Here is a 10,828-nt window from a genome sequence, read left to right as displayed (position 1 = left end):
CAGTAAGCCTCCTACTTTGACCTGTATATGATCCTGCCTCTTGTCAGGTCATACGGTGAAAGCTCCACTACTACCTTGTCCCCCGGCAGGATTTTGATGTAATGAAGTCTCATTTTGCCAGACACGTGGGCGAGGACTTTGTGTCCGTTTGGCAGCTCCACCCGAAACATAGCGTTAGGCAGCGGCTCTACGACCGTCCCCTCAACCTCTATCCCTTCTCCTTTGGGCATATATCCTCACAGGGCGCGCGAAACCCTATAGCTGCTTCACAAAGCGCTCAGAATCTCTGCACCCTTACCAGTAATCGCAACCGTGTGTTCGAAATGCGCCGAAAGCTTTCCATCCCGCGTTGCAGCAGTCCAGCCATTCTCGCGTATCATTATGTCGCTTCCGCCTTCATTGATCATCGGTTCTATGGCCAGCACCATGCCTTCTTTCAACCGCACGCCGGTACCCTGCGAACCAAAATTGGGCACCTGCGGCTCTTCATGAAGGCTTCTCCCAATGCCGTGACCCACAAATTCCCGCACCACGGAAAAGCCGTTTGCCTCAACAAAGGACTGCACGGCGTACGAAATGTCATGCAGCCGCTTGCCGACGTGCGCCTGATCAATCGCTTTATAGAGGGCCTTTCTCGTGACCTCCAACAGGCGGCGTGCATTCTCCTGAATCTCGCCCACCGGGTAGGTGATGGCGACGTCGCCGTAAAACCCCTCGTATTTCACACCCATATCAAGGCTGACTATGTCGCCCGTCCTGAGCACCCTCTCTGACGGCATGCCATGTACCACTTCGTCGTTGACCGACACGCACAGGCAATACGGGTATCCGTTGTACCCTTTGAAGGCCGCCTCTATGCCATCTATTCTTCCGACCTTATCCTCGGAAATGGCTTCAAGCTCGGCCGTAGTAACACCGTCTCTAACATGTTCCTTGAGCTCAAAGAGAATCTCCAGAGCATGCCTGCTCGCGGTCCGTATTTTCTCGATCTCCTCCGAAGTCTTCAGGATTATCATGCACTCTGACTATCTTCTCCCACTGATCTATCTTCTGCCTTTCATTTTGGAACTCTTCTTGACCAGTCCATCGTAGTGTCTCAGAATGAGATGTGATTCTATCTGCTGAATCGTGTCAAGGCCGACACCGACGACGATGAGAAGCGCTGTCCCGCCGAAATAAAAGGGAGCATTAAACTTCTGGACAAGTATGGTGGGGAGCACGCAGACAAAGGAAATGTAGATGGCGCCAACAAGAGTAATTCTGGACAGCACCTTTTCTATATATTCTGAAGTTTTCTTCCCAGGACGGATACCCGGAATGTATCCTCCGTATTTCTTCATATTGTCTGCGACGTTATCAGGATTGAAGACGATCGCCGTATAGAAAAAACAGAAAAATACGATGAATCCCACATAGAGAAGTTCGTGCAGGATGCTTCCGGGCGTCAGCAGTTGAGCGAACGTCTTCATGTAGGGGTGCGGGATAAAGTTGGCGATGGTGGCAGGAAACATTATGATCGACGAGGCAAAAATGGGCGGGATAACGCCCGCCGTATTCAGTTTCAACGGCAGATGTGTTGACTGCCCTCCGTAAATGCGTCGGCCGACCACTTTTTTCGCATATTGAACTGGTATCCTCCTCTGTGATGTCTCCATGAACACGATGAACGTTATGACGACCAGTATCAACGCTATCAGAAGAAGCACCACAAACCAGTTCATTTCACCCGCGCTCACCATGCTGCCGGTGCCAGCGATGGCATTCGGCATTCTGGCAACAATGCCCGAAAAAATGATAAGCGAGATACCGTTCCCTATACCTTTTTCCGTAATCTGTTCGCCCAACCACATGAGGAACGACGTTCCGGCGCAAAGCGTAATCATCGTAAAGATCCGGAAACTCCAACCGGGGTTATAGACCACCATCTCCCCACCGGTGCCCCTCATCTGTTCAAGGCCTACTGCTATGCCGAACCCCTGGATAAGGCTGATAACGACTGTGCCGTACCGGGTATACTGGGTTATCTTTCTTCGGCCGGCTTCGCCTTCTTTAGAGAGTCGCTCCAGCGTCGGCACAACCACAGTCAAAAGCTGCAGTATGATGGATGCGCTAATGTAGGGCATAATGCCCAGCGCAAACACGGAGAGACGCTCCAGACCGCCGCCGGCAAACATATCAAAAAAACCGAGAAGTGTCCCGCGTGCCCGTTCAAAGATCGCAGCCAGCACCTTTCCATCGATGCCAGGCGTAGGGATATGCACACCAATTCTGTACACGGCAAGAAGCACGAGCGTCATGATGATTCTGCGCTTGAGTTCGGGTATTCTTCCGATGTTCTGGAAGCCGCTCATTGCCCTATCACCTCTACCTCACCGCCCCGAGCACGAATCTTCTCGATCGCCTGCTTTGATGCCTTGTGCACCGTAACTTTTATTGGGAAGTCGAGGTCCCCGTCGGCCAGAAGCTTGATCCCGTCCTTCAGTTTCTTGACGAGCCCTCGCTGCGTAAAATCCTCAATGCCGGCCCTGCCCGTATCCTTGAACGGGGCAAGATCGCTCACTTTGACGACTGCGTATTCTTTTCTGAAGGGATTCTTGAAACCTCTCTTGGGCACTCTACGCGTCAGAGGCATCTGCCCGCCCTCGAATCCCTTACCCTTCGTGCCGCCCGACCGGGCAATCTGTCCCTTTGTCCCCTTTGTCGCTGTTCTTCCGTGGCCCGATCCGGGGCCTCTGCCGATCCTTTTTCTCTTTTTTCTGGAACCCTCGTGCGGTCTCAAGTCCTCAAGTCTCATGGCTATCTCACGTCCTCCAACACCTTGACCAGATGTATCACTTTTTTGACCATGCCCCGTATTTCCGGCGTATTCTTCACGACACGCTCTTCATGTAATTTTTTGAACCCGAGGCTGCGAATAGTATCCCGCTGGTCCTGGGTCCGCCCTATGAAACTCTTGACCCACTTGATCTTAAGATGCGCCACTTGGTGCCTCCGCAATTTTTGTTTTACCACGTTGCTTCAGAGCCACATCAGGGCTTTTCAGCATCCCGAGACCATTCATCGTGGCTTTAACCACGTTGTGAGGATTTCGCGAACCGTAGCATTTTGTGAGAATATTTCTGACACCTGCCACCTCGAGCACTGCGCGCACTGCACCGCCTGCAATAACGCCCGTGCCTTCAATGGCCGGTTTTATAAAAACCTTGCTCGATCCGTATATGCCAGCTATTTCATGCGGTACTGTCCCCGCGCTCAATGGGACCTCTATGACACCTTTCTTGGCCCGCTCGACAGCCTTTCGAATTGCGTCGGGCACTTCGTTCGCTTTCCCCAGCCCAAAGCCGACGTGGCCATTGCCGTCACCGACGACCACAATCGCACTGAAGCTGAAGCGCCGTCCACCCTTGACAACCTTTGCCACGCGGTTTATGTGAACAACCCTGTCCTGCAATTCAAGCTCAGTTGGGTTAATGCGCTTCTTCTCGATCAACGATGCCTCCTCTAAAAGGTTAATCCGGCCTCTCTGGCGCCTTCTGCAAGGGCCTTCACTCTCCCATGATACTTGAAACCGTTTCTATCAAAAACGATGCTCTTGATGCCCATTTCTTGGGCTTTTCGCCCTATCGCCTCGCCGAGCACCTTAGCGGCCTCAGCGTTTCCGGTCTTCTTGGCTTTGGCAGCAACCTCTTTGTTCAGGGTGGATAAGCCTGTGATCACTTTGCCCTGTTCGTCGTCGACCAGTTGTGCGTACATGTGATGCAGGCTCTTGTACACGCAGAGCCTCGGGAGTTCCGCACTTCCTGCAATCTTCTTCCTGATCCTCTTTTTCCGTCTCGTTCGTGATTCCAACTTTGCTCGCGTATCCATAACGAACTCCTACTTTCCTACTTGCCTGTTTTTCCTGCTTTCTTCCTCAGCACCTCGGTCGCGTACTTCACACCTTTACCTTTATAGGGATCCGGCTTTCTCAGGCCCCTGACCTTTGCGGCTATCTGACCTACGAGTTCCTTGTCGATGCCTTTGATCGTCACGAGGGTCTGTTTTTCTACTTCTGCAGATATGCCAGCAGGTAAAGGGAACTCGATGGGATGCGAATAACCCAGGTGAAAGACCAGTTTATTACCGTGGAGCTCCGAACGATACCCGATACCTACAATTTCAAGCTTCTTCTCAAAACCTTTAGAAACGCCGTCTACCATATTCGAGACGAGTGTGCGCATCAAGCCGTGATAGCTACGTGCTCTTTTATCATCGCTGGTTCTCTTTACGTTTACCAGTTTATCGGAGATCTCAACTTCAATGCCGTCCACCAGGGGCCTCGAGAGCGAACCCTTGGGGCCTTTGACAGAAACAAGGCCTTCCTTCAGTTCTACTTTTACAGCCTGAGGGAGGACTATAGGCTTTTTACCAATCCTCGACATAGTTCACCTCACCAGATACGAAATAGAAGTTCTCCCCCGACGTGGGTCCCCAACGCCTCTTTGTCAGTCATGAGGCCTCGGGAGGTGGACAGGACGCCCATTCCCAGTCTTCCTTTTCTCTTCCCCAGGTCTTCAGCTTTCACATAAACCCGTCTACCAGGCTTGCTAACTCTCCTCACGCCCGAAATGACACTCCGGTTGTGCTCATCATAATTAAGATAGACCTTGATGAACTTCTTCCTTGTTTCATCCGTGTAGACCTTATAATTCTTAAGGTAACCTTCTTCCTTGAGCAGCTTGGCTATAGAGAATTTCATGGCTGAATAAGGCATATCGGCCAGTTCCTGGCGCGCCATGAGCGCGTTGCGCATTCTTGTCAGCATGTCCGCTATGGGATCCGTCATCGACATGGATACCCCCTTACCAACTCGACTTTATTACGCCAGGCAGCTCACCACGAAGGGCGAGATTCCTAAAGCAGATCCTGCACATCTCGAACTTCCCTATAAAACCTCTCGGCCTGCCGCATATCACGCACCTCTTCCTGGCTCTGGTGGTGAATTTGACCGGATTTCTGAGCTTCTCCATCATGCTCTTTCTTGCCATGCGTCCTCCACTAAAATGGTAACGCGAGGAAGCAAAGAAATTTATCTTCGCAGCATCGCTTCACCTGATAACTAAACGGCTCGGAACGGCATACCCATGAGCCTTAGCAGCTCGTGCGCTTCCTCATCCGAATTCGCCGACGTGCCTATGGTGATGTTCATGCCCCTAACTTTATCAACCTTATCGTAGTCGATCTCCGGGAAAATAATCTGCTCCCGAAGCCCGATCGTGTAATTTCCTCTGCCGTCAAAAGACTTCGAGGAGATTCCCTTGAAGTCTCTCACCCTCGGCAGCACTATCGTAACCAGTTTCTGAAAGAACTCGTACATCCGCTCCCTTCGCAGGGTAACCACGCAGCCAACAGGCATGCCTGCCCGCAGCTTAAAAGAAGCGATCGATTTCTTCGCCTTTGTGATGACCGGCTTCTGGCCTGAAATAAGCATGATGTCGTTGGCAGCGCTGTCAAGGACCTTGATATTCTGGATGGCCTCTCCCAGACCCATATTGATGACGATCTTCTCAAGTTTCGGAACCTGCATTACGTTCTTGTACTTGAACTTTCTGATTAATGACGGACGTACTTCGTTTTCGTAAAAATCCATATAAGCCGTTTTCAATACAGCCTCCTACTTATCCAGGACCTCTTTGCACTTCTTGCAATATCTTACCTTCTTGCCGTCTTCGAGGATTTTGCTACCAGCCCTGACCGGCTTCGAGCACTTCTCGCAATAGATCATGACGTTAGAGACGGCTATGGGACTCTCGCGTTCCATAATGCCGCCCTTTGTCTTTTGACTTGGCCGTACATGTCGCTTTATGACGTTGACCTTTTCAACAATGACGCGATCTTTTTTCTGGTTAATGCGAAGTACCTTGCCGGTCTTGCCTTTATCCTTACCGGTGGTGACCATCACTGTGTCGTTCTTCTTTATGTGATAATGCTTCTCCATGCCAACCTCACACAACTTCGGGTGCCAATGATATTATTTTCATGAATCTCTTTGCTCTCAGCTCTCTGGCCACGGGTCCAAATATACGCGTGCCGATGGGTTCATTATACTGATTAATCAGCACTGCCGAGTTGTCATCAAATTTCACGTAAGAGCCATCTTGACGGCGGATCTCTTTCTTTGTGCGTACTATGACCGCCTTAACCACTTCACCCTTTTTCACTTTGCTGTTGGGAATGACCTCTTTGACCGATGCAACAACGATATCCCCGACAGTCCCGTATCTCTTTTTGGAACCACCGAGCACCTGGATGCACCCAAGCTTCTTTGCCCCCGAATTATCTGCAACCTCAATCCTGGTTCTGGCCTGTATCATTGTTCGGTCACCTCTATTGCAGGCACGGCCATCGCTTTTCTAATAACTTCCTTGACAACCCATCTCTTTTCCTTGGATAGGGGTCTCGTCTCAACAAGCAGTACCTGGTCGCCGACGCGTGCTGCGTTTTTCTCATCATGTGCCTTACACCTCGTCTTGGTGCTCAGGTACTTCTGATACATTCCGTGTTTGTATCTCTTCTCCAACTCGACGACGACAGTCTTGTCCATCTTATCTTTGACGACTAGACCAACCATTTTCTTTCTATTCGCACTCTTCGGCTCCATAATACCCTCAGCGTCCTTTAGTTCTCCTCTGTCTACTTGTTCAGCGCCTTCTGGCGCAGTACGCTTTCCAGCCGCGCAATGTTTTTCTTTACCTGTTTAAGCCGGGCCGTGTTGTCCAGTTGCCCGGTGGAATGTTGGAACCTCAGATTGAATATCTCTTCCTTGAGCTCCTTCTCCTTCTTGAGAAGTTCCTCAGCCGTTAATTCCTTAAGCTCACGGGCTTTCATTCGATCTCACTCCTCATGACAAATCTCGTCTTAACCGGGAGCTTCTGTGACGCGATATAGAGTGCTTCACGCGCCTTATCTTCGGGTACCCCCATGATCTCATAAAGGACCTTTCCGGGACGCACTACAGCTATCCAGCCCTCCACAGGCCCTTTGCCTTTACCCATCCTCGTCTCGGCAGGTTTTTTCGTAATCGGCTTGTCGGGAAAGACTCTTATCCAGAGCTTGCCGGTTCTCTTTACGTAGCGGGAAAGGGCGATACGCGCTGCCTCAACCTGCCTCGCAGTAAGCCAGCCGGCCTCTAATGCCTGCAAGCCATAATCACCGAAGCTGACCGCACTGCCTCTCAATGAGGTACCTGTCATCCTACCTTTCATCTGTTTTCTGTATTTCACCCGTTTTGGAGCGAGCATTACCGTGCCTCCTGAAAAACTTCGCCCTTAAAGAGCCACACCTTGATGCCGATGACACCATATTTCGTGCGCGCTACCGCGGTTCCGTAATCGATGTCGGCTCTTATCGTCTGAAGGGGGACTCTTCCTTCTCGGTACCATTCTGTCCTTGCCATTTCAGCACCGGCCAGGCGACCGGCACACATTATTTTGATGCCCTTTGCGCCGAATTTCATCGCCTGGGAGACATTACGCTTCATGGCCCTTCTGAAGGAAACCCTTCTCTCGATCTGCAACGCCACGTTTTCCGAAACAAGCTGCGCATCCACTTCCGGTCGCTTCACCTCATTTATGTTCAGGATTATCTCTTTATCAGTGATGGCCTGAAGTTCTTTTTTAAGAATCTCTACCTCGGTTCCCTTCCTTCCAATGACAATTCCGGGACGGGAGGTCCAGATGTTCATCTTCGCCTTCTTGTCCTTGTTGGCCGCCCTTTCTATCTCCATCTTGGAAATACCTGCCTGGTAAAGTCGCGCCTTCAGAAACTTCTTCATGCTGATATCTTCATGCAGGAAATGCGAATAATTCTTGGCGGCGAACCACTTCGAGTCCCATGATCTTATTATTCCAAGCCTGAAGCCTACTGGATGTGTCTTCTGACCCATTTATCCTCCATCTTCTCCGTTATGATTCATCAAGTATTAACGTAATGTGGCTGATTCTTTTTTTGAGCTTTGTGGCGCGTCCCATGGCTCTCGGCAGAAATCGTTTCATGGCCGGTCCACCGTCCACAAGCACGTTCTTCACATAGAGAGTGTCCACATCAACGTACTTCTTCTGGCGGGCATTACCAATCGCGCTGTCGAGCAGCTTCTTCAGAATGAAGGCGCCTTTCTTAGGCGTGAAAAGGAGAATACCCATCGCGTCGTTGATATTCTTCTTTTTTATCAGTTCACCCACCAATCTGACCTTCGTGGGGGAAATCCTCATCATCTTAGCTTTGGCAACTATTTCCATGGTATCACCCTGCGTCAGCCTCTGGCCTTTTGCCTTTGGCCGTCAGTTACATTTATTCTTTCTTCTTTACCACTTTCGCCTTGCGGTCACCGGAGTGCGTGTGAAAGGTACGCGTGGGCGCGAATTCACCCAATTTGTGTCCTACCATTTCTTCACTCACAAAGACAGGAATGAACTTCTTCCCGTTGTGCACTGCAAATGTCACCCCGATAAAGTCAGGGGTAATCGTGGAACGGCGTGACCATGTCTTGATGACCTTTGTTTCTCTCGTAGACTTGGCTGCACGCACCTTCTCCATCAAGTATTCGTCCAGAAAAAAACCTTTCGTCAAAGACCGCGGCACGAAGACCTCCTATTTTCCCCTTCTTTTTACGATGAACTTATCGGTTCTCTTGTTCTTCCTCGTTTTCAGACCTTTAGCCAGCTGCCCCCAGGGTGAGCATGGATGGCGGCCGCCCTTGGTACGGCCTTCCCCACCCCCGAGCGGATGGTCGACAGGGTTCATAGCTGTACCTCTCACGGTAGGGCGAATGCCCATCCATCTGGAACGACCTGCTTTACCGATTGTCACATTTTCATGCTCGATATTTCCTACTTGGCCAATGGTCGCAGTGCAAGAAAGATGTACCAGCTTCACTTCACCGGACGGAAGCCTTACTGTTGCGTAATCTCCCTCTTTGGCGACGAGTTGGCAGAAGCTTCCTGCACTGCGTGCCAGCTGTGCCCCTTTCCCGGGCTTGACCTCTACGTTGTGGATCAGGGTGCCCACAGGTATAAGTTTCAAAGGAAGAGAGTTACCTTCTTTGATTTCAGTGTCGCCCTTTCTGCTCGCCACAATCTTGTCACCCACCTTTAAACCAAGAGGGGCTATGATGTAACGTTTCTCGCCATCGACATAATGAATCAGCGCCAGATTGGCCGAGCGGTTCGGATCGTACTGGATGCTGGCAACCTTGCCTTCTATCTCCATCTTGTTTCTGCGGAAATCGACGATCCTGTACTTTCTTTTGTGTCCACCGCCGATATGGCGTGTAGTAATCCTTCCCGTATTGCTCCTGCCGCCTGTCTTCTTAAGACGTCTGACGAGCGATCTCTCGGGCTTCTTCTCAGTTATTTCCTCATATGTAAGGCCGCTCATGAACCGCCTGCCGGCGGAAGTAGGCCTGAATTCCTTGACACCCATTATGCACCTTCAAAGAAAGAAATTTTGTCCTTGGGGCTCACCTTTACAATAGCCTTTCTCCAATCGGGACGCTTGCCCGCAAACTTGCCCAATCGTCTCTTCTTTCCTTCCATATTTATTACGCGCACCGCGAGCACCTTAACTTTGAAGAGGCGCTCCACAGCCTTGGCAATCTCTATTTTGTTCGCGTCGCGAGCAACTTCAAAAACATACTGGTTGGCTGCTTCCTTCGCAAGGGAGCTCTTTTCCGTAACAATCGGCCGTAATACAATATCGTACTGGTTCATGGTACCAATGCCTCTTCTATGCGCTTCAACGCGTCGAGTGTCACGACAAACTGGTCGTGCCTTACTATGTCATACACGTTCAGTCCCTCGGCACGCAGGATCTTGACATACGGAATGTTGCGGGCAGATTTCTCCACCGCTTCATCTTTCTCCGCCACTACAAAAAGCGGCTTCGTAAGCTTCAGAAGTTTCACCATTCCGTTGAATCCCTTTGTGCTGATCCCATCGAGAGCAAGTTTATCGAGGAATTTCACATTTTCTTCCTGGTAGCGCTGGCTCAATGCAGACCTCAGCGCACTCTTTCTTACTTTCTTTGGGAGCGACAGCCGGTATTCTTTCGGATGGGGGCCGAACACCACGCCACCTCCAGGCCAGAGCGGAGATGTCGACGATCCCGCCCGCGCTCTGCCCGTTCCTTTTTGCCTATACGGCTTTTTGCTCCCGCCTGAAACATCGGAGCGCGTCTTGGTTGACGAAGTACCTCTCCTGCGGTTGGCCAACTGCATAACAACAACATCATGCATCAGGTATGGCTTCACTTCGGCGTTCCAAATTTCATCCCTGATTTCTACTTCCCCTACTTTCGCACCCTTTATGTCAAGCACATCTACTTTGGCCATTACACGTCTCCTAAGACTTGATCTCCACATCAACGCCGGCCGAGAGTTCCAGCTTCATCAACGCGTCCACTGTCTGCTGCGTCGGCTCTACGATATCGATCAGTCGCTTATGGGTCCGTATTTCAAATTGCTCCCGCGACTTCTTGTCAATGTGGGGAGACCTCAGTACGCAAAATTTCTGGATCATCGTCGGCAGGGGAACAGGCCCAACCACCTGGGCTCCGGTCTTTTTCGCTGCCTCGACAATTTCTTTTACGGACTGATCGAGCAATCTATGATCAAAGGCTTTCAGGCATATCCTTATTCGCGGCCTCATCTCCTGGCTCCTACTCCTGTATCTCCGTGACTACCCCTGCGCCCACGGTCTTGCCGCCTTCCCTGATGGCGAAGCGGAGTTCCTTCTCGAGGGCGATGGGGGTAACGAGTTCTACGGTGAGGGTTACGTTGTCCCCGGGCATGACC

24 protein-coding genes are annotated in these 10,828 nt (G+C 50.9%); all 24 read right to left on the bottom strand.

Annotated features, from left to right (window positions below):
- Positions 1-11: 11 nt before the first annotated feature.
- Positions 12-230, bottom strand: a complete 219-nt coding sequence (gene infA / locus VMT71_10030) for a translation initiation factor IF-1 (GenBank protein ID HVN24299.1) — start codon at positions 228-230, stop codon at positions 12-14.
- Positions 231-266: 36 nt separating this feature from the next.
- Positions 267-1,016, bottom strand: coding sequence for a type I methionyl aminopeptidase (map, locus tag VMT71_10025; GenBank protein HVN24298.1), 750 nt, complete (start codon positions 1,014-1,016; stop codon positions 267-269).
- A gap of 27 nt (positions 1,017-1,043) precedes the next feature.
- Positions 1,044-2,351 carry a preprotein translocase subunit SecY gene (gene secY, locus VMT71_10020; GenBank protein HVN24297.1) on the bottom strand — a complete coding sequence of 436 codons (1,308 nt, stop codon included), beginning with the start codon at positions 2,349-2,351 and terminating at the stop codon, positions 1,044-1,046.
- Positions 2,348-2,794, bottom strand: coding sequence for a 50S ribosomal protein L15 (gene rplO / locus VMT71_10015; GenBank protein HVN24296.1), 447 nt, complete (start codon positions 2,792-2,794; stop codon positions 2,348-2,350). Before rplO ends, secY begins: the two co-directional genes overlap by 4 nt.
- Positions 2,795-2,796: 2 nt before the next feature.
- Positions 2,797-2,982, bottom strand: coding sequence for a 50S ribosomal protein L30 (rpmD, locus tag VMT71_10010; protein HVN24295.1), 186 nt, complete (start codon positions 2,980-2,982; stop codon positions 2,797-2,799).
- Entirely contained in the window at positions 2,969-3,487 is a 519-nt protein-coding gene (gene rpsE / locus VMT71_10005) for a 30S ribosomal protein S5 (protein ID HVN24294.1), read from the bottom strand. Before rpsE ends, rpmD begins: the two co-directional genes overlap by 14 nt.
- Before the next feature lie 14 nt (positions 3,488-3,501).
- On the bottom strand, positions 3,502-3,867 hold the full coding sequence (gene rplR, locus VMT71_10000) for a 50S ribosomal protein L18 (protein ID HVN24293.1): 366 nt from the start codon (positions 3,865-3,867) through the stop codon (positions 3,502-3,504).
- A 17-nt stretch (positions 3,868-3,884) separates the two neighbouring features.
- Positions 3,885-4,421, bottom strand: a complete 537-nt coding sequence (gene rplF / locus VMT71_09995; GenBank protein HVN24292.1) for a 50S ribosomal protein L6 — start codon at positions 4,419-4,421, stop codon at positions 3,885-3,887.
- 8 nt (positions 4,422-4,429) lie between these two features.
- Entirely contained in the window at positions 4,430-4,831 is a 402-nt protein-coding gene (gene rpsH, locus VMT71_09990; protein HVN24291.1) for a 30S ribosomal protein S8, read from the bottom strand.
- Positions 4,832-4,841: 10 nt separating this feature from the next.
- Complete coding sequence (locus VMT71_09985; GenBank protein ID HVN24290.1) at positions 4,842-5,027, bottom strand: type Z 30S ribosomal protein S14; 186 nt, start codon at positions 5,025-5,027, stop codon at positions 4,842-4,844.
- 71 nt (positions 5,028-5,098) lie between these two features.
- Positions 5,099-5,629: a 50S ribosomal protein L5 gene (rplE, locus tag VMT71_09980; GenBank protein HVN24289.1), complete on the bottom strand. Its 531-nt coding sequence runs from the start codon at positions 5,627-5,629 to the stop codon at positions 5,099-5,101.
- A 24-nt stretch (positions 5,630-5,653) separates the two neighbouring features.
- Positions 5,654-5,977 (bottom strand): 50S ribosomal protein L24, encoded by a 324-nt coding sequence (rplX, locus tag VMT71_09975; protein ID HVN24288.1) that lies wholly within the window; start codon positions 5,975-5,977, stop codon positions 5,654-5,656.
- Positions 5,978-5,984: 7 nt separating this feature from the next.
- A complete protein-coding gene (rplN, locus tag VMT71_09970) occupies positions 5,985-6,353 on the bottom strand; it encodes a 50S ribosomal protein L14 (protein ID HVN24287.1) in 369 nt (122 codons plus the stop codon).
- On the bottom strand, positions 6,350-6,640 hold the full coding sequence (gene rpsQ, locus VMT71_09965) for a 30S ribosomal protein S17 (GenBank protein HVN24286.1): 291 nt from the start codon (positions 6,638-6,640) through the stop codon (positions 6,350-6,352). Before rpsQ ends, rplN begins: the two co-directional genes overlap by 4 nt.
- 32 nt (positions 6,641-6,672) lie before the next feature.
- The gene (gene rpmC, locus VMT71_09960) at positions 6,673-6,867 is read right to left on the bottom strand and encodes a 50S ribosomal protein L29 (GenBank protein ID HVN24285.1); all 195 of its coding nucleotides are present in this window, start codon (positions 6,865-6,867) and stop codon (positions 6,673-6,675) included.
- Positions 6,864-7,280, bottom strand: a complete 417-nt coding sequence (gene rplP, locus VMT71_09955; GenBank protein HVN24284.1) for a 50S ribosomal protein L16 — start codon at positions 7,278-7,280, stop codon at positions 6,864-6,866. Before rplP ends, rpmC begins: the two co-directional genes overlap by 4 nt.
- A complete protein-coding gene (gene rpsC, locus VMT71_09950) occupies positions 7,280-7,924 on the bottom strand; it encodes a 30S ribosomal protein S3 (protein ID HVN24283.1) in 645 nt (214 codons plus the stop codon). The genes rplP and rpsC overlap by 1 nt, the downstream gene beginning before the upstream one ends.
- Positions 7,925-7,943: 19 nt before the next feature.
- Positions 7,944-8,276: a 50S ribosomal protein L22 gene (gene rplV / locus VMT71_09945; GenBank protein HVN24282.1), complete on the bottom strand. Its 333-nt coding sequence runs from the start codon at positions 8,274-8,276 to the stop codon at positions 7,944-7,946.
- Between the two features lie 52 nt (positions 8,277-8,328).
- Positions 8,329-8,619 (bottom strand): 30S ribosomal protein S19, encoded by a 291-nt coding sequence (gene rpsS, locus VMT71_09940; protein ID HVN24281.1) that lies wholly within the window; start codon positions 8,617-8,619, stop codon positions 8,329-8,331.
- 9 nt (positions 8,620-8,628) lie between these two features.
- The gene (rplB, locus tag VMT71_09935; GenBank protein HVN24280.1) at positions 8,629-9,459 is read right to left on the bottom strand and encodes a 50S ribosomal protein L2; all 831 of its coding nucleotides are present in this window, start codon (positions 9,457-9,459) and stop codon (positions 8,629-8,631) included.
- Entirely contained in the window at positions 9,459-9,746 is a 288-nt protein-coding gene (locus tag VMT71_09930; protein HVN24279.1) for a 50S ribosomal protein L23, read from the bottom strand. The genes rplB and VMT71_09930 overlap by 1 nt, the downstream gene beginning before the upstream one ends.
- The gene (gene rplD, locus VMT71_09925; GenBank protein ID HVN24278.1) at positions 9,743-10,366 is read right to left on the bottom strand and encodes a 50S ribosomal protein L4; all 624 of its coding nucleotides are present in this window, start codon (positions 10,364-10,366) and stop codon (positions 9,743-9,745) included. The genes VMT71_09930 and rplD overlap by 4 nt, the downstream gene beginning before the upstream one ends.
- A gap of 10 nt (positions 10,367-10,376) precedes the next feature.
- Positions 10,377-10,682, bottom strand: coding sequence for a 30S ribosomal protein S10 (rpsJ, locus tag VMT71_09920; protein ID HVN24277.1), 306 nt, complete (start codon positions 10,680-10,682; stop codon positions 10,377-10,379).
- 10 nt (positions 10,683-10,692) lie between these two features.
- Positions 10,693-10,828, bottom strand: a 136-nt coding sequence (tuf, locus tag VMT71_09915; protein HVN24276.1) for an elongation factor Tu, incomplete at its 5' end; no start/stop codon positions are given.

It is taken from the genome of Syntrophorhabdales bacterium, assembly GCA_035541455.1.
GTDB lineage: Bacteria > Desulfobacterota > Syntrophorhabdia > Syntrophorhabdales > WCHB1-27 > JADGQN01.
Note: the sequence above shows the minus strand (reverse complement) of the source record. Positions and strands in the feature narration are given on the sequence as shown.

What these genes read in the sequence shown, in the direction of transcription:
- infA (HVN24299.1), bottom strand. Translation starts at nt 230, where the DNA reads ATGCCCAAAGGAGAAGGGATAGAGGTTGAGGGGACGGTCGTAGAGCCG.
- map (HVN24298.1), bottom strand. Translation starts at nt 1,016, where the DNA reads ATGATAATCCTGAAGACTTCGGAGGAGATCGAGAAAATACGGACCGCG.
- secY (HVN24297.1), bottom strand. Translation starts at nt 2,351, where the DNA reads ATGAGCGGCTTCCAGAACATCGGAAGAATACCCGAACTCAAGCGCAGA.
- rplO (HVN24296.1), bottom strand. Translation starts at nt 2,794, where the DNA reads ATGAGACTTGAGGACTTGAGACCGCACGAGGGTTCCAGAAAAAAGAGA.
- rplR (HVN24293.1), bottom strand. Translation starts at nt 3,867, where the DNA reads ATGGATACGCGAGCAAAGTTGGAATCACGAACGAGACGGAAAAAGAGG.
- rplF (HVN24292.1), bottom strand. Translation starts at nt 4,421, where the DNA reads ATGTCGAGGATTGGTAAAAAGCCTATAGTCCTCCCTCAGGCTGTAAAA.
- rpsH (HVN24291.1), bottom strand. Translation starts at nt 4,831, where the DNA reads ATGTCGATGACGGATCCCATAGCGGACATGCTGACAAGAATGCGCAAC.
- VMT71_09985 (HVN24290.1), bottom strand. Translation starts at nt 5,027, where the DNA reads ATGGCAAGAAAGAGCATGATGGAGAAGCTCAGAAATCCGGTCAAATTC.
- rplE (HVN24289.1), bottom strand. Translation starts at nt 5,629, where the DNA reads ATGGATTTTTACGAAAACGAAGTACGTCCGTCATTAATCAGAAAGTTC.
- rplX (HVN24288.1), bottom strand. Translation starts at nt 5,977, where the DNA reads ATGGAGAAGCATTATCACATAAAGAAGAACGACACAGTGATGGTCACC.
- rplN (HVN24287.1), bottom strand. Translation starts at nt 6,353, where the DNA reads ATGATACAGGCCAGAACCAGGATTGAGGTTGCAGATAATTCGGGGGCA.
- rpsQ (HVN24286.1), bottom strand. Translation starts at nt 6,640, where the DNA reads ATGGAGCCGAAGAGTGCGAATAGAAAGAAAATGGTTGGTCTAGTCGTC.
- rpmC (HVN24285.1), bottom strand. Translation starts at nt 6,867, where the DNA reads ATGAAAGCCCGTGAGCTTAAGGAATTAACGGCTGAGGAACTTCTCAAG.
- rplP (HVN24284.1), bottom strand. Translation starts at nt 7,280, where the DNA reads ATGCTCGCTCCAAAACGGGTGAAATACAGAAAACAGATGAAAGGTAGG.
- rpsC (HVN24283.1), bottom strand. Translation starts at nt 7,924, where the DNA reads ATGGGTCAGAAGACACATCCAGTAGGCTTCAGGCTTGGAATAATAAGA.
- rplV (HVN24282.1), bottom strand. Translation starts at nt 8,276, where the DNA reads ATGGAAATAGTTGCCAAAGCTAAGATGATGAGGATTTCCCCCACGAAG.
- rplB (HVN24280.1), bottom strand. Translation starts at nt 9,459, where the DNA reads ATGGGTGTCAAGGAATTCAGGCCTACTTCCGCCGGCAGGCGGTTCATG.
- VMT71_09930 (HVN24279.1), bottom strand. Translation starts at nt 9,746, where the DNA reads ATGAACCAGTACGATATTGTATTACGGCCGATTGTTACGGAAAAGAGC.
- rplD (HVN24278.1), bottom strand. Translation starts at nt 10,366, where the DNA reads ATGGCCAAAGTAGATGTGCTTGACATAAAGGGTGCGAAAGTAGGGGAA.
- rpsJ (HVN24277.1), bottom strand. Translation starts at nt 10,682, where the DNA reads ATGAGGCCGCGAATAAGGATATGCCTGAAAGCCTTTGATCATAGATTG.